The 18,238-nt window shown below is 71.7% G+C and carries 16 protein-coding genes; 11 read left to right on the forward strand and 5 right to left on the reverse strand.

The window, feature by feature from the left end:
• Position 1: 1 nt before the first annotated feature.
• Positions 2–1,789: an AMP-dependent synthetase/ligase gene (locus QSK21_RS04710; RefSeq protein WP_285693960.1), complete on the reverse strand. Its 1,788-nt coding sequence runs from the start codon at positions 1,787–1,789 to the stop codon at positions 2–4.
• A 315-nt stretch (positions 1,790–2,104) separates the two neighbouring features.
• Between QSK21_RS04710 and QSK21_RS04715 the strand changes: the two genes are divergently transcribed.
• The 6 genes from QSK21_RS04715 (at position 2,105) to QSK21_RS04740 (ending at position 6,403) form a co-directional block, all read left to right on the forward strand.
• Positions 2,105–2,803: a copper homeostasis protein CutC gene (locus QSK21_RS04715; RefSeq protein WP_285693961.1), complete on the forward strand. Its 699-nt coding sequence runs from the start codon at positions 2,105–2,107 to the stop codon at positions 2,801–2,803.
• Between the two features lie 72 nt (positions 2,804–2,875).
• The gene (locus QSK21_RS04720; protein WP_285693962.1) at positions 2,876–3,643 is read left to right on the forward strand and encodes a metallophosphoesterase family protein; all 768 of its coding nucleotides are present in this window, start codon (positions 2,876–2,878) and stop codon (positions 3,641–3,643) included.
• A 48-nt stretch (positions 3,644–3,691) separates the two neighbouring features.
• A complete protein-coding gene (locus tag QSK21_RS04725) occupies positions 3,692–4,129 on the forward strand; it encodes an SRPBCC family protein (protein ID WP_285693964.1) in 438 nt (145 codons plus the stop codon).
• A gap of 80 nt (positions 4,130–4,209) precedes the next feature.
• The gene (locus QSK21_RS04730) at positions 4,210–4,650 is read left to right on the forward strand and encodes a hypothetical protein (RefSeq protein ID WP_285693965.1); all 441 of its coding nucleotides are present in this window, start codon (positions 4,210–4,212) and stop codon (positions 4,648–4,650) included.
• A 72-nt stretch (positions 4,651–4,722) separates the two neighbouring features.
• Positions 4,723–5,667: an ROK family glucokinase gene (locus QSK21_RS04735; protein WP_285693966.1), complete on the forward strand. Its 945-nt coding sequence runs from the start codon at positions 4,723–4,725 to the stop codon at positions 5,665–5,667.
• A gap of 31 nt (positions 5,668–5,698) precedes the next feature.
• Positions 5,699–6,403 (forward strand): endonuclease/exonuclease/phosphatase family protein, encoded by a 705-nt coding sequence (locus tag QSK21_RS04740; RefSeq protein WP_285693967.1) that lies wholly within the window; start codon positions 5,699–5,701, stop codon positions 6,401–6,403.
• An 856-nt stretch (positions 6,404–7,259) separates the two neighbouring features.
• On the opposite strand, the gene QSK21_RS04745 is transcribed toward QSK21_RS04740, so the two are convergent.
• A complete protein-coding gene (locus tag QSK21_RS04745) occupies positions 7,260–8,117 on the reverse strand; it encodes a hypothetical protein (protein WP_285693968.1) in 858 nt (285 codons plus the stop codon).
• A gap of 296 nt (positions 8,118–8,413) precedes the next feature.
• Here QSK21_RS04745 and QSK21_RS04750 point away from each other — a divergent pair, with 296 nt between their 5' ends.
• On the forward strand, positions 8,414–9,130 hold the full coding sequence (locus tag QSK21_RS04750) for a lysophospholipid acyltransferase family protein (RefSeq protein ID WP_285693970.1): 717 nt from the start codon (positions 8,414–8,416) through the stop codon (positions 9,128–9,130).
• A gap of 13 nt (positions 9,131–9,143) precedes the next feature.
• Positions 9,144–10,301: a MacS family sensor histidine kinase gene (macS, locus tag QSK21_RS04755; RefSeq protein ID WP_285693972.1), complete on the forward strand. Its 1,158-nt coding sequence runs from the start codon at positions 9,144–9,146 to the stop codon at positions 10,299–10,301.
• On the opposite strand, the gene QSK21_RS04760 is transcribed toward macS, so the two are convergent.
• Both QSK21_RS04760 and QSK21_RS04765 read right to left on the reverse strand, forming a co-directional pair.
• The gene (locus tag QSK21_RS04760; protein ID WP_285693973.1) at positions 10,302–12,770 is read right to left on the reverse strand and encodes an AAA family ATPase; all 2,469 of its coding nucleotides are present in this window, start codon (positions 12,768–12,770) and stop codon (positions 10,302–10,304) included.
• Positions 12,770–13,486, reverse strand: a complete 717-nt coding sequence (locus QSK21_RS04765) for a hypothetical protein (RefSeq protein ID WP_285693975.1) — start codon at positions 13,484–13,486, stop codon at positions 12,770–12,772. Before QSK21_RS04765 ends, QSK21_RS04760 begins: the two co-directional genes overlap by 1 nt.
• A gap of 163 nt (positions 13,487–13,649) precedes the next feature.
• On the opposite strand from QSK21_RS04765, the gene QSK21_RS04770 reads away from it, so the two are divergent.
• From QSK21_RS04770 to thiI, 3 genes are all read left to right on the forward strand, one after another.
• Entirely contained in the window at positions 13,650–14,288 is a 639-nt protein-coding gene (locus QSK21_RS04770) for a response regulator (protein WP_285694277.1), read from the forward strand.
• Positions 14,289–14,477: 189 nt separating this feature from the next.
• Positions 14,478–15,503: a 6-phosphofructokinase gene (locus QSK21_RS04775; RefSeq protein ID WP_285694278.1), complete on the forward strand. Its 1,026-nt coding sequence runs from the start codon at positions 14,478–14,480 to the stop codon at positions 15,501–15,503.
• A gap of 571 nt (positions 15,504–16,074) precedes the next feature.
• Positions 16,075–17,319, forward strand: coding sequence for a tRNA uracil 4-sulfurtransferase ThiI (gene thiI, locus QSK21_RS04780; protein ID WP_285693976.1), 1,245 nt, complete (start codon positions 16,075–16,077; stop codon positions 17,317–17,319).
• A gap of 19 nt (positions 17,320–17,338) precedes the next feature.
• On the opposite strand, the gene QSK21_RS04785 is transcribed toward thiI, so the two are convergent.
• The gene (locus QSK21_RS04785) at positions 17,339–18,211 is read right to left on the reverse strand and encodes a DUF5954 family protein (RefSeq protein ID WP_285693977.1); all 873 of its coding nucleotides are present in this window, start codon (positions 18,209–18,211) and stop codon (positions 17,339–17,341) included.
• Positions 18,212–18,238: the final 27 nt, after the last annotated feature.

Genomic DNA, 18,238 nt, shown 5'->3' on the forward strand with positions numbered 1-18,238 from the left:
CCTAGGCGTAGAGCCGTTCGATCTCTTCGGCGAAGTCCTTCATCACCGCGTGCCGGCGCACCTTGAGGCTCGGGGTCATGTGCCCGGCCTCCTCGGTGAAGTCCACGGCCAGGATCGCGTACTTCTTGATCGACTCGGCCCTGCTGACGCTCGTGTTGGCCTCGGCCACGGCCGCGTCGATCTCGGCGACCAGGTCGGCGTCGGTGCGCAGCTCGTCCACCGTCATCCCGGCGGGCTTGCCGTTGCGCTCCTTCCAGGGGCCCAGCGCCTCCTCGTCCAGCGTGATCAGCGCGCCGATGAACTTGCGGCCGTCGCCGACCACCATGCACTGGCTGATCAGCGGGTGGGAGCGCAGCCTGTCCTCCAGCGGGGCCGGGGCGACGTTCTTGCCGCCCGCGGTGACCAGGATCTCCTTCTTGCGGCCCGTGATCGACAGGAAGCCGTCCTCGTCCAGCGCGCCCAGGTCGCCGGTGTGGAACCAGCCGTCCTCCAGCGACTCCTTGGTGGCGGCCTCGTTGTTCCAGTAGCCGGTGAGGACGTTCACGCCGCGCACCATGACCTCGCCGTCCTCGGCGATCTTCACGGTGACCCCGGGGATGGGCCGGCCCACCGTGCCGATCCTCAGGGCGGAGGGCCGGTTGACGGAGGCGGGCGCGGTGGTCTCGGTCAGCCCGTAGCCCTCGAGGATGGTGATGCCCACGCCGCGGAAGAAGTGGCCGAGCCGCTCGCCCAGCGCCGCGCCGCCGGACACCGCGTACTCCACCTTGCCGCCGACCGCGGCGCGCAGCTTCCCGTAGACCAGCACGTCGAACAGCTTGTGCCGGAGCCTGAGGCCCAGGCCGGGCCGGCCGCCGTCCAGCGCCCGGCTGTAGGCGATCGCGGTGTCGGCCGCCGCCCGGAAGATCCTGCCCTTGCCGTCGGCCTCGGCCTTCTGCTCGGCGCCGTTGTAGACCTTCTCGAACACGCGCGGGACGGCCAGCAGGAAGGTGGGCCGGAACGTGGCCAGGTCGGGCAGCAGGCTGGGGACGTCGCTGTGCCCCAGCACGATCCCCGACTCGATCGTGGCGACCTGGATCAGCCGGGCGAACACGTGCGCCAGCGGCAGGAACAGCAGCGTCGAGCTGCCGTCCACGGTGACCTCCCGGATCGCGCCCTCGATGGCGTTGCGGGAGGTCTCGACGAAGTTGCCGTGGGTGAGCTCGCAGCCCTTCGGGCGCCCGGTGGTGCCGGAGGTGTAGATGATCGTGGCCAGGTCGGCGGACGAGCGGGAGCGGCGGCGTTCCTCGAAGGTCTCGTCGGAGATGTCCCCACCCGACGACGCCAGCGTGTCCAGGCCGCCGGACTCGATGCCCCAGACGTTCGCCAGCGCCGGCAGCGCCTCGCGGACCTCCTCGATCGCGGCGAGATGGTCGGCGGTCTCGGCGAACACGGCCTTGGCGCCCGAGTCGCCGACGATCCATTCGATCTGCTGCGGGGCCGACGTCTCGTAGACGGGCACCGTCACCGCGCCCGCGGCCCAGATCGCGTAGTCCAGGACGGTCCACTCGTAGCGGGTGCGCGACATCAGCGCCACCCGGTCGCCCGGCTCGACACCCGCGGCGATCAGGCCCTTGGCCAGGCCGGTCACCTCGGCGGCGAACTCGGCGGCGGTCACGTCACGCCAGGTCTCACCGCTCTTGCGGCGCAGCACCACCCTGCCGGGCTCCTCTGCGGCTCGGGTGAAGGGCGCGTCGGTCAGATTGGCGGAGGCCGGGACCTCCACCATCGCGGGGACGCTGAACTCGCGCACGGCCCACTCCTCGGTTCACGGGGAATCTGCGGGGACGACGGTACAGCGTTCCCGCCATCCAATGATACCCGTGAGTAGGAATTCGCTTACCTCATTGCCATTTCCCGGCTCCCTTTGGCACCGGGTATCACCGTGGCCGCCGGTTAACGGTGACGCAAAGTCGCTCCCGGCCGCCCTTGGCCGCGCCGCCGCCGTCGCTAGGCTCGGCCACGGAGCCGTGGGAAAGGGGGCCACGGCGCGGCGGGACGTCCGGGACACGTGGGGCGCCGTGCCCTCCGGGGCGTGGGCCGCCTCACCCGACACCTTGGGGGGCTCGTGTCATTGCTCGAGGTCATCGCACTGAACGCGGACGACGCGCGGGCCGCGCAGGAGGGCGGCGCCGACCGGATCGAGGCGGTCGCCGACATGGCCGCCGACGGGCTGACGCCCGATCCCGACCTCGTCGCCGAGCTGCGCGCCGCCACGTCCCTGCCGATCCGGGTGATGCTGCGGGCCAACGCCGGCTTCCGCACGTCCATCCCCGAGCTGGACCGGCTGCACCGCGCCGCCGACCTGCACCGCCAGGCGGGCGCGGACGGGTTCGTGCTGGGCTTCCTCGACCCGCTCGGCGCGGTCGACACCGGCGCGGTCGGCAAGCTCGCCGCGGTCGTGGCGCCCCTGCCGTGGACGTTCCACCGGGCGCTCGACCACGCCACCGCGCCCGAGCCGGCCTGGCGCACCGTGCGCGACCTGGGCGGCGGCCTGGACACCGTGCTCACCGCGGGCTCGCCGCGCGGCGTGGACGCCGGGGTGGACGTGCTGGTCAGGCGGGCGGCCGAGGGGCCGCGCTCGGCCGGGCTGATCATGGCGGGCGGCGGGCTGCGGCGCAAGCACGTCGCGGTGCTGGCCGCCGCCGGTGTGACCGCCTTCCACGTCGGCACGGCCGTACGTCCCGACGGGTCCTGGGACGCGCCGGTGGACGCGCGCCTCGTACGGGAATGGCGCGCCCTGGTCTCCGCCGCGGCGGGCAGGTAGACCCCGCGGCCTCCCCGCCGGCACCGAGGGGACAGGCCGGACGAACCGGGCGGCGCGGATTAGAGTTCCATCATGCGGATCCATGTGGTCAGCGACGTCCATGGCCGCGCCGAGGCCCTGAAGACCGCCGGTGACGGGGCGGACGCGCTCTTCTGCCTGGGCGACCTGATCCTGTTCCTCGACTACTCCGACCACGGCCAAGGCATTTTCGCCGAGCTGTTCGGCCAGGAGAACGCCGACCATCTCATCGACCTGCGCACGCGCAAGCGCTTCGAGGAGGCACGCGCCTTCACCCGGCGGATGTGGGACTCCCTGGATGGCGGTGCGTGGCCGCACATCGAGAGGGCCGTGCGCCGCCAGTACGCCGAGCTGTTCGCGGCCATGCCGACCCCCGCGTACCTCACCTACGGCAACGTCGACCTGCCGCAGATGTGGGGCGACTACGTGCGCGAAGGCCATCACGTCCTGGACGGCGAGGTGGTCGAGCTGGGCGGGATCACGTTCGGGTTCGTCGGCGGCGGGCTGCGCACCGAGTACCGCACGCCCTACGAGCTCGACGACGACGTGTACGCCGCCAAGGTCGCCGCGGTCGGCGCCGTGGACGTGCTGTGCTGCCACATCCCGCCCTCCGTCCCCGACCTGCTGTACGACACCGTGGCGCGCCGGTTCGAACGGGGCAGCGACGCCGTGCTGGAGGCGATCCACGAAACCCAGCCCCGGTACGTGCTGTTCGGCCACGTCCACCAGCCGCTGGCGCGTCGCGTGCGCATCGGCCGCACCGAATGTGTCAACGTGGGGCACTTCCGTGGCAGCGGAGTTCCTTACGTTCTGTCGCTGTGACGGATACTTTCCATGGGACAGCACCCGGGCCAGAAGGGCGGAGCATCGATGGCGGACCGCACCAGTTCTTCCATCACCATCGGATCCGGCAAGGCCGAGATCATGGCGGTGATCGCCGATCTCGAGGCGTATCCGAAATGGGCCAGCGGCATCCGCGACTTCACCGTCCTGGAGACCGGTCCCGACGGCCGCGCCGTCCGGGCCCGGCTGACCTTCGACGGCGGCCCGTTCAGCGACACCGTCGGCCTCGGCTACACCTGGGACGGCGACGACGGCGTGCGCTGGGAACTGACCGAGAAGGGCAACGTGGTGACCGGCCTGCACGGCACCTACACCCTCCGGGAGACCGGTGAGGGCACCACGGAGGTCACCTACGAGCTGGCCGTGGACGTCCGGGTGCCCATGATCGGGATGGTCAAGCGCAAGGGCGAGAAGCGGATCATCGACTCGGCCCTCAAGGGCCTCAAACGGCACGTCGAGGGCTGAACCGGCCGCGCGGGCGCTATCCTTCCCCGGGCCCCATGCCGGAGCGGGTTTCGTTCCGGCGACAGATGGACAATGGTGTGATGAACGAGCAGCCAGGCGACCTGCTGGATGAGGCGGTCAAGCTCATCGGGACGCTGCGCAGGCGGTGGAACGACACGGTCGGCGGCGCGGCCGCCGATCACGCCGCCGGCGACGACCGGGCCGCCGGCGGGGACGTCTGGAGCCGCGCGGTGGCCGAGGCCGGCGCCGCCGAGCGGAGCCGGGAGCGGGAGGCGCCGCCGCGGATCGCGACCGGCGCCGCCGAATGCCGCGACTGCCCGATCTGCCGGGCGATCGCGGTGTCGCGGGAGTCGGGCGCCGACGTCCAGGCGCATCTGCGAGAGGCCATGCGGTCGCTGCTGGCGGCCGCGAAAGAGGTGGCCGCGGCGTACGAACGCACCCGCGGCCCTTGGGGCCCACGGGCCGCCGGCCGGCGCGACGCCGGTGGAGGCGCGGACGGCGGGCCCGACGACGACGGGTGACATCGGGTTAGTGCAGCAGGCTCGGCTGGCGCAGCAGACTCCGCCAGGCGCCGCGAGGAGGAGGAACCGTACATGGCCCTGACCATCGGCGTTGACGTGGGGGGAACCAAGGTCGCCGCGGGTGTGGTCGACGACAGGGGCACGATCCTGGAGAAGGTCCGCCGGCCCACGCCCTCCACCAATCCCAAGGAGACCGCCGCGGTCATCGCCGAGGTCGTCGACCTGCTCAAGGGGAAGTTCGAGGACGTGTCCGCGGTGGGCCTCGGCACCGCCGGGTTCGTCGACGAGACCCGCTCCACCGTGCTGTTCGCGCCCAACCTGGCCTGGCGCGAGGAACCGATCAAGGCCAAGGTGGAGAGGCTCACCGGGCTGCCGGTGGTGGTCGAGAACGACGGCAACGCCACCGCCTGGGGCGAGGCCCGCTTCGGCGCCGGGCGCGAGCACGACTTCATCGTGCTGATCACGCTGGGCACCGGGATCGGCGGCGGCATCATCATCAACGGGGAGCTGTACCGGGGCCGGTTCGGGATCGGCGCCGAGGTCGGCCACTTCCGGGTCGTCCCCGACGGCCGGCGCTGCGGCTGCGGCAACCGCGGCTGCTGGGAGCAGTACGCCAGCGGCAACGCCCTCGTCCACGAGGCCCGCGACCTGGCCAGGGTGGCGCCGGCCATGGCCGGGCGGCTGCTGGAGCTGGGCGAGGGACGTCCCGAAGGGATCAGGGGCCCGGAGGTCACGCAGGCCGCCCGGGAGGGCGACAAGGCCGCGCTGGAATGCTTCCGCACGGTCGGGCACTGGGCCGGGCAGGGACTGGCCGACCTCACCGCCATCCTCGACCCCGGCGCGTTCATCATCGGCGGCGGGCTGTCCGACGCCGGCGACCTGCTGCTCGACCCCATCCGTGAATCGTTCCAGAACGCGCTCACCGGGCGCGGGCACCGGCCGCTGCCGGAGATCCGGATCGCCGAGCTGGGCTCCGACGCCGGCATCGTCGGAGCCGCCGACCTGGCCAGGACCTGACGGCCGCGCCGTCTCGGGGGAGGAGGGGCCGGTGACGGACGTCCGGCTGCTGACCTACAACGTCCGCGCGCTGAAGGACGATCCGCTCGCGGTGATCCGCGTGATCCGCGGCCTGAACCCGGACGTGGCGTGCCTCCAGGAGGTGCCGCGCTTCCTGCTGTGGCGGCTCAAACGGCTGCGCCTCGCCAAGGCCGTCGGGATGTCCGTCGCCGCCGGACGCCGCCCCGCCGGACTCGCCGTCCTCGTGAGCCCCCGCGCCCGCGTGGTCCACCGCGAGTTCCACCTGCTGCGCTATTACCCATTGCTGCACCGCAGGGCCCTCGCGATCGCCGTCCTGGAATTCGGAGAAGGCGCGTCACGCCTCATCACGGCCTGCACCCACCTGGACCTGCAAAGCACGGCACGCCGCGCCCACACCCGCGAAGTGCTGGACCACCTCGACCGGGCCCGGGAGACCTACCAGGCCCCGGTCGTGGTGGCCGGCGACATCAACGAACAACCCGGCGGCCCCTCCTGGGCACTCCTCGCGGCACGCCTCCAAGACGCCAACGCCGTCGCCCCCACCGGAGAACCCCTCACCTTCACCTCACGCCACCCCCGCCGCCGCATCGACGCAATCTTCGCCGACCCCGACATCGACATACTCGGCTGCGGCGTCCCCACCGACCCCGCCATCGCCGCCGACTACCCCAAAGCCACCGACCACCGCCCCGTCCTAGCACACATGCGTTGCTGAGTTCATTGCAGGCGCGAGCTGCGCTCCTCGCCTGGCGGCTCGTCGCTTGTCGCGCCTGCGGCGATCGCTGCATCGCTTCGACTCGCCCAGGGGCTCGCTTCGCGATCAGGGTCTCGCTGGCGCTCGCCCCTGCCTCCGGACGCGATCGCAACGCATGGGCGACCGTTCGGGCCTGGGGTTGGGGGCTGGTGTGGGTGCGCTGTGTTTATTGGCAAGCACGAGCTGCGCTCGTCGCTGGCGCTCCTCGCTTGTCGTGCTTGCGGCGATCGCTGCATCGCTCCGACTCGCCCAGGGGCTCGCTTCGCGATCAGGGTCTCGCTGGCGCTCGCCCCTGCCTTCGGTCGCGATCGCAGCGCTGGGGCGACCGTTCGGGGCTGGGGTTGGGGGCTGGGGTAGGTGCGAGAGGTGTCTATTGCATGCGCGGGCTGCGCTCCTCGCCTGCGGCTCGTCGCGCTGTGTTTATTGGCGGTGCCTGCGGCGTCGGGCGCTGGGCGCGCTCTTTTCTTATGGCAGGTGCGAGCTGCGCTCCTCGCCTGGCGGCTCGTCGCTTGTCGCGCCTGCGGCGATCGCTGCATCGCTCCGACTCGCCCAGGGGCTCGCTTCGCGATCAGGTTCCTCGCAAGCTCGGAACCTGCCTTCGGTCGCGATCGCAACGCTTGAGCGACCGTCCGGGGCTGGGGTGACGGGCTGAGGTCGTTGTGATGTGTTTATTGCTTCAGCGAGGTGCGCTCCTCGCCTTGGGGGCTCGCTTCGCGATCAGGGTCTCGCTGGCGCCCGCCCCTGCCTTCGGTCGCGATCGCGGTGCTTGGGCGTCGTTCGGGGTTGGGGTTGGGGGCTGGGGTGGTTGCGGCGGGGTTCAGACGACGGCGCCGTCGTCGGGGCCGCGGGGTTCGTCGCCCATTCGGAGGACGAGGGTCACGAAGCCGCCGATGAACGCGGCCACGGCCAGGAACGCGGCGTAGCCCGGCACCTCCCAGTCGAGCACCACCGTGACCAGCAGGTAGAGGGGGCCGCCCACCAGGGCGATCCACGCGCCCTTGGTGAGCGGGTCGGCGCTGGGGAGCGGGGGAGGGGGCGGCGGGACGAAGTGGCCCTCGTCATCGTCCTCCTCCTCGGCGGCGTCGTCCCCGGTGGCCGGGTGCGCCACGTCCGCCGCCTTGATCACGCGGGCGCGGGGGAGGCGGCCGGTGCGGTCGTCGCCCTCGGCGGGCGGCTCGGGCTCGTCGAGGTTCTCCTGGTCCGGCCAGGGCACCCGATCGCCCTCGTGGACGGTGTCGAACCCGGCCACGATCTCCGCCCAGACCTCGTCCTCGTCGCGCGGTGCGGGCTTGTCCAGGTCGACGCCGGGCCCCTCGGTGCCGGAGTCCTCGACCAGGTCGGAGTCCAGGAGGTCGAGGTCCCGCAGCTCCAGGTCGCGGCGCTCGGAGTCGCGCAGCCGGGTCAGGTGGATGCGCAGGACGCTCTCGGCCGTGGGTTTCATCTCGACGTCCACGTACAGGCGGTCCAGGACGTCCTCGACGCCTTCGGACGCGGGCTGCGGGACCGCGTGCGCGGCGGTCTCCTCGGCGAGCCCGGCCAGTTCCTCGGGGGTGGCGGCGTAGGCCGCCACACCCGCCTCGCGCAGCGCCGCGAGCATGACGTCGGCCAGGTGCGGGGCGAGGTCGACCAGCGGGGCGTAGCTGTCCGCTGACAGTCCATTGCCACGGCGATTCACGGGGCAGGCTCCTCGGTCATGTCGCTCCGCTCCCCATTGACGTGAGTCCCACGGTATTCGCTGCGCGGCCCGGGACAAGCCCTGGGGCACACCCGATCCCGTTTCCCACTCGAGAGCCTACGTTCATATCGCCCCCATCGGTGCCCGGCAAGAGCACATGGAGGGGAAAGGCGGACCCGGTGGTGTGGGCACGACGGCCGAGGAGTGCGAAGATGTCGCATCATCCCCGTAGGCCGGAGTGCCGGCCGGAGTGTTCGGAACGCGCCTCAGGCAGAGGGCAGAGGAAGGTTGTCGGCATGCTGTGGTTCTGGATCCTCCTCAGGATCGTTCTGTCGCCGATCCTGTACGTGGTGTGGCGTCCCCGGAACTCGGGCATGCGGAACGTCCCCAAACGCGGCCCGGCGATCCTGGTGAGCAACCACCTGTCGTTCGCGGACCATTTCTTCGGGCCGCTGCCGCTGATGCGCCCCATCTTCTTCCTCGGCAAGGCCGAGTACTTCACCGGGAAGGGGATCAAGGGGCTGATCAGCAAGGCGTTCATGACCGGTGTGGGGGTCGTGCCCGTGGACCGCACGGGCGGCAGCGCGGCGGAGGCGGCGCTGGAGACCGGGCTGCGGATCCTCAAGGAGGGCAAGCTGCTGGGCATCTACCCCGAGGGCACCCGCGCGCCCGACAACCGCCTCTACAAAGGCAAGACGGGCGTGGCCAGGCTGGCGCTGAAGTCGAGGGCGCCGGTGATCCCGATGGCGATGCTCAACACCTTCGAGCTGATGCCGTCCGGCAGGCCCCTGTTCAAGCTGGGGGTGCGGCCCGGCGTGAAGTTCGGCGAGCCGATGGACTTCTCCCGCTACTACGGCCACGAGGACGACCCGGAGACGCTGCGGAAGATCACCGACGAGATCATGCAGGCGATCAGGGAGCTGTCCGGCCAGGAGTACGTGGACCGCTACGCCGCCGAGGTCAAGGCCGAGCTGGCGGGGCGGCAGGCGCGTCCCGAAGACGACGACGGCTGATCGCCCCGGCGCCATGGGCCTTGAGGTAGCGCTGTGGCGGGCCGTCGCGTTCTACCGCGTCGCGTCGCTGCTCTACGCGGCGGTGCTCATCGCGATGAACTCCGACGGGTACGCGCACCCGCTGGGCGGCTGGGCCGTCCTCGCCGTGATGGCGCTGTGGACCCTCCACGCCACGTTCGCCTTCCGTGACCCCCGGCGGCGCGGACGACCCCTGCTGGTCGCGGACCTGGCGGTCGCGTCCGGTTGCGTGCTGGCGACCGCCTGGGTGGAGTCGGCGGCGAACATCGCCGCCGGGCGCCCCACTTTGCCGGTCGCGTGGGTGGCGGCGGCCGTGCTGTCCTGGGCGGTGGGGGGCGGCGGCAAGCGCGCCGGGGTGGCGGCCGCGCTGGTCATCGGCATCGCGAACGTCCTCGTCCACGTGATCGCCGGGATGCCGGGCTCGGTGGGGTCGCGCACCTTCAACGGGATCGTCCTGCTGTTCCTGGCCGGGCTGGTGGTGGGGCACGTGGTCAAGCTCGCCATGGACGCCGAGGCCCGGCTGGCGCGGGCGGTGGAGTTGGAGGCCGCCACCCGCGAACGGGAGCGGCTGGCCCGCCGCATCCACGACTCGGTGCTCCAGGTGCTGGCGATGGTGCGGCGGCGCGGCGCCGAGATGGGCGGTGAGGCGGCCGAGCTGGCCCGGCTCGCGGGCGAGCAGGAGGCCGCCCTGCGCGCGCTCGTCGGCGCCGGCCCGCCTGCGGCCCCGCGCCGCGCCGACGGGCCCGCGGACGAGGTGGACCTGCGGACGCTGCTCGACCGCCACGGGTCGCCGTCCGTGACCGTCTCCACCCCCGCCACGCCCGTGCCGCTCGCCGAGCCCGCGGCGCGCGAGGTCGAGGCGGCGGTCGCGGCGGCCCTCGACAACGTCCACCGGCACTGCCCGAGCGGCACCCGCGCCTGGGTCCTGCTGGAGGACGACGGCGACGGCCGGATCACGGTGAGCGTCCGCGACGACGGCCCCGGCATGCCCCGCGACCGCCTCGCCGAGGCCGCGGCGGACGGGCGCCTCGGCGTCGCCCAGTCCATCCGCGGCCGCGTCCGCGACCTCGGTGGCACCGTCACCGTCGACTCCGCGCCCGGCCGGGGCACCGAGATCGAGATGACCGTTCCCCTGACGGGCGGCCACCGCTGATCAGGACCGGCCCTCCGGCACGGGGCTCTTGGCGCTGTCGCGCCGCACCGGCTCGTCCGGAACGGCGGGCAGGGAGAGCCGGACGGGGGTACGCCCGCGATGCGCGGCCAGCGCCGCCTGGTGGTACTCCTCCAGTTCGCGGACGAACGCGGGGTCGGCGTAGACGCGCCCGTCGACCAGCGGGCCCTCGCGGCCCTCGATCACGGCGACCACGTCCTCGCCTTGGAGCGTCTTGTGGGTCTCCAGGGCGTGCGCGACCGCCAGCACCTGGGTTCGGTTCTCCTCCAGGATCCGCTCCACCCGGGCCAGCAGCGTGGCGAGCTGGTCCTCGATCCGGTCGGCGAGCTGCCGCCGCATCTCCTTCTCGGCCTCCTTGCCGCCGCCGCCGGGCGTTCCCATGCCGAGCTGGGACGACACCGCGTGCGACGAGACCGTGTGCCCCATGCCCCAGTAGCCCTCCATCAGGGACGCCACCCGGGTCGCCGACTCCAGGTCCCCGGACACGCCCGAGGAGCTGTCGCCGCCGAAGAACATCCGCTCGCCCGACAGCGAGGCCAGCGAGACCAGGATGTCCGCCTCGTACTCGCTGCGCCACTGGGTGAACTGGTCCTCCACCGGGATGCTGGCGACCATCCCCAGGTACTCCGCGCCCTTCTCGATCGTCGCGATGTCGATCTCGAGATGGCGCCGCACCCGGTAGGCCACGACCGCGTGGCATGCCTCGTGCACCGCCGTGGCGTGCCGCTCCCTGTCGTGGTACTCCACGCCCTCGGGCGGCCCCAGGCTCTTGAGCTGCTTGGCCTTCATCACGTCCGCCCAGGTGATGACCTCCCGCCCGGCCCGGATCGCGGTGATCAGCGCCTCGTTCACCAGATCCTTGATGCCGGCGCCGGTGGCGTACGGGGTGATGGTGGCGAGCTTGTCGATCTCCTCGGGCGTGAGCTCGTGCCTGACCTTGCCGAAGTACCCCTCGTAGGTGCGCACCCGGCCAGCCCTGGACGGGTAGCCCACCTTGTAGATCCGGTCGATCCGGCCGGGACGCAGCAGCGCCTCGTCCAGGGCCTCCGGCATGTTGGTGGCCATCATGACGAGGATCCGGTACTTCGGCGGCGGCTTGGGCTTCATGCCCAGGAGCCGGCGGACGTAGCGGTTGACGATCCCGCGCGGCTTCTTCAGGCCCGACAGCTCGGTCAGCAGCGCCTGGAGCGTCCCGGTGTCGCCACCGCCCGCGTTCATCCCTCCGCCCATGAAGAACCTGTCGCGCCACGCCGGCGTCCCGCCCGAGTGGAGCGCGTCCCTGGCGAGCTGCCACCGGGTGTCGGACGAGAGGTAGGAGATGCCGTGGCAGCCCGCCGCCGCGAACGCCGCGGGACGGGTGCCCACCGGACGTCCGCCCGGGCCGACCTGGGCCAGGGCGCCGCGGCGGCCGAGCGAGTCGGCCTCGTCGAAGAAGACGATCACGCCGCCGTAGCGCAGGGCCAGCTTGCGCAGCTTGCGGAACAGCGACTTGACCTTGAGCACCCCGATGCCCATGAACATCTGGATGAACGCGCCGGGGTCGACGAACACGTAGGGGTGGCCCGTCTCGCCCGCGACCGCCTCGGCCATCAGCGTCTTGCCGGTGCCCGGCGGCCCCCACAGCAGGATCCCGCCGGGCACATACCCGCCCTTGGCCTCGATCTCCTGCGGCTTCTCCAGGAAGACGATGTTCTCCTTGACCCGTTCCAGCACGTGGTCCTGCCCCCACACGTCGCTGAACCGGGTCTTGATGTCGTCGGGCATGTAGGTGTCGATGCCGCCGCGCGACAGGAACCAGAACAGCCCCACGAACTGGATGATGATGACGAAGAACAGGAAGACGATCTGCAGCAGGAACGGCAGCGCCTCCCACAGCAGCCGGGGCGCCTCGAACAGCGCCAGCGCCGGCGAGGTGTCCAGCACCTTCCCGGCGACCACGGCGAACACCGCGATCCAGAACAGCCAGACGGTGGCCCGCCACACCCGGAACCGCGTCCACGGGGAGAACCGCCGGTGCGTGTACCGCTCGAACCCGCCGAAGACGCGGTGCGTCCAGAACCGGTGGTAGTCGCTGGAACGTTCGCTGATCAGGAAGTGGCCCTGCCGGATCAGCTCCAGCCCGAGGAGGACGAACACCCAGGACGCCGCCCGGGACTGCTCGCGCATCGCGTCCACGAAGGGCAGCAGCGGATTGTCCGCCATCGCCGCCCACACCAGGACGAACCACACCACGGTGAGGAGCAGCAGGTATTTGATCCGGTCCCACATCGGCAGGCTCGGACGGGTGGCCCCGGCCGACTTGACCAGCGAGACCTTGGGCTTCTCTCCCCAGACGATCTCCGGGTAGGCGAATCCGGAGAGGAACGTCGAGGTGAGCCGGAGACCGCGCCGGTAGAGGGACTCGGCGGGAGGGGTCTGGGAGGCGCCGCCGCGCCGCCGCCGGAAGATCATCAGTCGTTCCTCACCGTGAAGGACCGGGCGATCGCGTCCAGCTCGGCGGCCCGCTGGGTGAAGCAGCGCGCCGAGCATCGCAGCACCATGACGTACAGCCGTCCGGCGTCGCTGACGTAGGCGGTGACGTCGAAGGTCTGAAGGTCCGGGCTGGTCGGCAGCCGGTAGTTGAAGGTGGTGCGCACGCCGCGCAGCCCGCCGCCGGGGGTGAGCACCTGGTCGCGGGTCAGCTCGAAGCCGGTGAGCTGCCCGCCGCGCTGCGCCAGCTCGGCCCGCCCGTTCTCGGTGACCGGGAGGAACGTGTCGCGCAGCATGTCGAGCGACACCGCGTCCTGCTCCTTCTTGGACAGCGGGCGGACGACGGCCCAGACGAACGGCTGGTCGCTGGCGACCCCGTACAGGTGGGTGGGGTGCGGTACGTCGTGCGCGTCGTAGGCGACCGACCAGACGAGCCGCGGCCTGGCGCGGGCGGCGGCGGAGTCGGGGTCGTCCGCGCTCAGGATGCCGTCGAGGGTCCGCTGGTCGATCCGGTGCCACTCGGAGGGGACCTTGAAGTAGGTCTTCTGCTCCGAGTTCTTGACGTAGTGGTAGTCGGGCGATCCGCAGCCGGACAGCGCGAGGGGCAGGACGGCGGCGAACGCGAGCGGCGTGAGGAGTCTGGACGGCGTCACCGGCGTGGACCGGCGGGGGTGAACGCGGATGGGGCCTCGTGCCATGAGGGCTCCGCGGGGGCTGGGGGACCTGGGGCTTTTGTTTGAATTATGCCCCGAAACATGTATTACACCCCTATCCCGTTTCCATTACGCGGTTATCTCGATGACCGGCACCGGTCTTAGGCTGGTCCGCGTGACCGACACCCCGGCCCCCTCGTACCGCGTCATGGTCGTGGACGACCACCCGATGTGGCGCGACGCCGTGGCCCGCGACCTGGCCGAGGCCGGGCACGAGGTGGTCGCCACGGCGGGGGAGGGGCGCGCCGCCGTCCGGATCGCCGCCGCCGCCAGGCCCGAAGTGGCGGTGGTCGACCTGCAACTGCCCGACATCAGCGGCGTCGAGGTGACCCGCCTGCTGGCCGCCGCCGATCCGCCGGTGCGGGTGCTGGTGCTGTCGGCCAGCGGCGAACGGCAGGACGTCCTGGACGCGGTCAAGGTCGGCGCCACCGGCTACCTGCTCAAGTCGGCGGGCCGGGAGGAGTTCCTGGACGCCGTGCGCCGCACCGGCGAGGGCGACGCGGTCTTCACCCCGCGCCTGGCCGGGCTCGTCCTCGGCGAGTACCGGCGGCTCGCGTCCGCTCCGAGCCGGCCCGACGACGACGCGCCGCGGCTCACCCAGCGCGAGCGCGAGGTGCTGCGGCTGGTCGCCAAGGGCCTGACCTACCGGCAGATCGCCGAACGGCTCGTCCTGTCGCATCGCACCGTGCAGAACCATGTCCAGAACACCCTGGGCAAGCTCCAGCTCCACAACCGCGTCGAGCTGGTCAGGTACGCCATCGAGAAGGGCCTGGACCGGGACGGCTGACCCCGGCGGCTGGACTCGGCCAAGGCGGGGTGAACTCTGCGTCCAGGCGCTGCGCGAACGGACCCGCGGCGGGCACGATGGTGCTGAGGCGAAGTGGCCCGGCGAAGGCCGGGTAACCACTATGGTCTAGACCAATAGTGTCTACCCGTGGGATCGAGGAGAAGCCCCGTGTCTGGTGAGGGAGAGGGCATGCGCGTCGGAGTGCTGACCGGGGGCGGTGACTGCCCCGGCCTGAACGCCGTCATCCGCGCCGTGGTGCGCAAGGGCGTGCAGGTCTTCGGCTACGAGTTCGTGGGCTTCCGGGCGGGCTGGAGGGGCCCGCTGGAGGGCGACACCATGGCCCTCGACGTCGAGACGGTGCGCGGGATCCTGCCCCGCGGCGGCACCATCCTCGGCTCGTCCAGGACCAACCCCATCAAGGTGGACGGCGGGATCGAGCGGATCAAGGACAACCTGGCCGGTCTCGGCGTGGACGCCCTGATCGCCATCGGCGGCGAGGACACCCTCGGCGTCGCCCGCGAACTGTACGACAACGGCGTCAACGTGGTCGGCGTGCCCAAGACCATCGACAACGACCTCAACGCCACCGACTACACCTTCGGCTTCGACACCGCCGTCAACATCGCGATGGAGGCCATCGACCGGCTGCACACCACCGCCGAGAGCCACCACCGCGCGCTGATCTGCGAGGTGATGGGGCGGCACGCGGGCTGGATCGCGCTGCACGCGGGAATGGCCGCGGGCGCCAACGTGATCCTCATCCCCGAGCAGCCGTTCGACATCGACAAGGTCGTCGCCTACGTGGAGAGCCGGTTCAAGACCCGCTACGCGCCGATCATCGTGGTGTCGGAGGGCGCCCACCCGGTGAACGGCCAGATGCAGCTCCAGACCGGCGAACGCGACTCCTTCGGCCACGTCCGGCTGGGCGGCATCGGCCAGCGCCTGGCCGACGAGATCGAGAAGCGCACCGGCAAGGAGGCCCGCGCCACCGTCCTCGGCCACATCCAGCGCGGCGGCACCCCCACCGCGTACGACCGCGTCCTCGCCACCCGGTTCGGCCTCCATGCCATCGACGCGGTACGCGACGGCGACTTCGGCAAGATGGTCGCCCTGCGCGGCACCGACATCGTCCGCGCCGGCCTGGACGAGGCCACCAAGGAACTCAAGACCGTCCCGATCGAACGCTACAAGGAAGCCGAGGTGTTCTTCGGCTGACCCCACCACCCAAGAGCGCCGCCCGCCCCGGGCGGCGCCCAAGCGCTGCGTCGTGTCCGATGCAGCGATCGCCGCAGGCGCGACAAGCCACCAGGCGAGGAGCGCAGCTCGTGTCTGCGACTAAACACCTCTCGCACCCACCCCAGCCCCCAACCCCAGCCCCGAACGACGCCCAGGCGTTGCGATCGCGTCCGAAGGCAGGGGCGAGCGCCAGCGAGACCCTGATCGCGCAGCGAGCCCCTGGGCGAGTCGGAGCGATGCCAGCGATCGCCGTAAGCGAGACAAGCGACGAGCCGCCAGGCGAGGAGCGCAGCTCTCGTTTGCAATAAGGAACGAGCGCAGCTCGTGCTTGCCCAAAACACCTCTCGCACCCACCCCAGCCCCCAACCCCAGCCCCGAACGGCGCCCAGGCGTTGCGATCGCGTCCGAAGGCAGGGGCGAGCGCCAGCGAGACCCTGATCGCGGAGCGAGCCCCTGGGCGAGTCGGAGCGATGCAGCGATCGCCGCAAGCGAGACAAGCGACGAGCCGCCAGGCGAGGAGCGCAGCTCTCGTTTGCAATAAACTGAGCCTATGCCGCAGGTTGAGGTTGCGACCGTCGTCGCCGGCGGGTCGGCCGTCGTCCGGCCCCCGGTGGACGGTGAGCCGTGTGTGCTGATCAAGCTGGGGGAGGTCGTCCTCAAGGGCAAGAACCGGGAGCGGTTCGAGCGGCGGCTGGCCGACAATCTGCGTGACGCGGTGCGGCCCATCGCCCGGGTGGACGTGATCCGCCGGCACGGGGTGATGATCGTCCGCACCAAGGACGCGACCGTCGAGAAGGTCGATGCCCTGGCCGAGCGGATCACCGATGTGATGGGCATCGTGTGGGCGCACCGCGCCTGGCGGGTCGACAAGGATCCCGAGAGCGTGGAGCGGGCGGCGCTGGAGCTGATGGCGGGGCGCGAGGGCACGTTCGCGGTGCGCTCGCGGCGCCGCGACAAGCGTTTCCCGCTGACGTCGACCGAGCTCGACCGGAAGGTGGGGGCCGCGATCGGCGGCCGGTACGGGTTGAAGGTCCGGTTGAAGGATCCCGACCACACCGTCTCCATCGAGATCGACCGGGACGAGGCGTTCGTGTTCTCCGGCGGGCTGCCGGGCCAGGGCGGGCTGCCGGTGGGGATGAGCGGCCGTGGCCTGGTGCTGATGTCGGGCGGTATCGATTCGCCCGTGGCCGCGTACCGGATGATGCGGCGCGGGCTGCGGGTGGACTACCTGCACTTCTCGGGGATGCCCTTCACCGGGCCCGAGTCGATCTACAAGGCGTACGCGCTGGTCCGTGAGCTGGACCGCTTCCAGGGCGGGTCGAGGCTGTTCGTGGTGCCGTTCGGCAAGGCGCAGCAGCAGATCAAGTCTTCGGGCGCGGACCGGCTCGCGGTGATCGCGCAGCGCCGGCTGATGCTGCGTACCGGCGAGGTGCTGGCCCGCAGGCTGGGCGCGGGCACCCTCATCACGGGGGACGCGCTGGGCCAGGTCAGCAGCCAGACGCTGACCAACATCACCGCCTTGGACGATGCCGTGGAGATGCCGATCCTGCGGCCGCTGATCGGCATGGACAAGAGCGAGATCATGGACCAGGCGCGCAGGGTCCGGACGCTGGCGATCTCCGAGTTGCCCGATGAGGACTGCTGCACGCTGCTGGCCCCCCGCCGCGCGGAGACCAGGGCCAGGATCGATGATCTGCGGCAGATCGAGAGGCGGCTCGACGTGGGCGAGCTGGCCGATCAGCTTGCCGGGTCCGTCCAGGAGCACCGCCCGGTCTACGGCGACGCCGCGGCCTGAGCGCGGGCGCGGACCGGCCTCAGCGCGGGTCGGCGTCGGACGGGCGGGGCGTCTCGGGTCCTTCCGGGCCCATCAGCGTGAGCCGTTCGAGCCGGACGATGCGGAACCGGCGTCCCGCCACGGCGATCCCGTTGCGGCGTGTCGAGTCCGCCATCAGCGTGGCGGCGTCGGCGTATTCGGCGAGTTCGGCTTCGCCGGGGTGTTCCACGGCGGGGACGACGTGCCGGAAGTAGGTGGCGAGCGAGTCACGTGCCCGCTGGGGCGTGTCGTGGAGCCGTCCCACCGGCCGCCAGCGCCCATCGGAACGTTCCGCCACGGTGAACGCCGGGGCCAGTTGCACCGGCGTCAGGTACGCGCATGAGGGCTCGTTGCCCGCCCGCGCCGCCGCGTCCAGTATCTGGCACAGCAGTTCGGAGGTCGCGACGTCGGGGGCGGGCATGCCGTCTCCGATCCGGTCGTACGGGCGGTGGCGCGGCATCCGGTGGTCGCCGGGACGCGGGTCGAAGTCGGTGGGGCGCGGCGGCTCGGGGCCGTCCGGGCCGGTCCGCACGAGTTGTTCGATCCGCACCAGGCGGAACCGGCGTCCCGCGACGGTGACGTCGTCCAGTGGTTCGCCGGACCGCAGCCGCCGCGTCACGGACGGCTGCGCCCCGACGGTGTCCTCCAGATGGTCGGCGAGCAGCTCCCTGGCGCCTTGGGGGAGCGGGTCGCAGGGGCAGACCACCTGCCAGCCCCCGTCGACCCGCTCCGCGGCCGTGAACAGCGCGCCGACCGCCACCAGCTCGGGGTAGGCCGCGATGGAACGGCAGGCGTCGGCGAGCGTCACCGCCGCCACCGGATCGACGCCCGCGAGATCCTGAGGGAACAGCCGCCCCCCGTCGCCCTCTGTCATGCCGGACATCATCCCCGCTGTGTTCGA

This window comes from Actinomadura sp. NBRC 104412 (assembly GCF_030269515.1).
Lineage (GTDB): Bacteria > Actinomycetota > Actinomycetes > Streptosporangiales > Streptosporangiaceae > Spirillospora.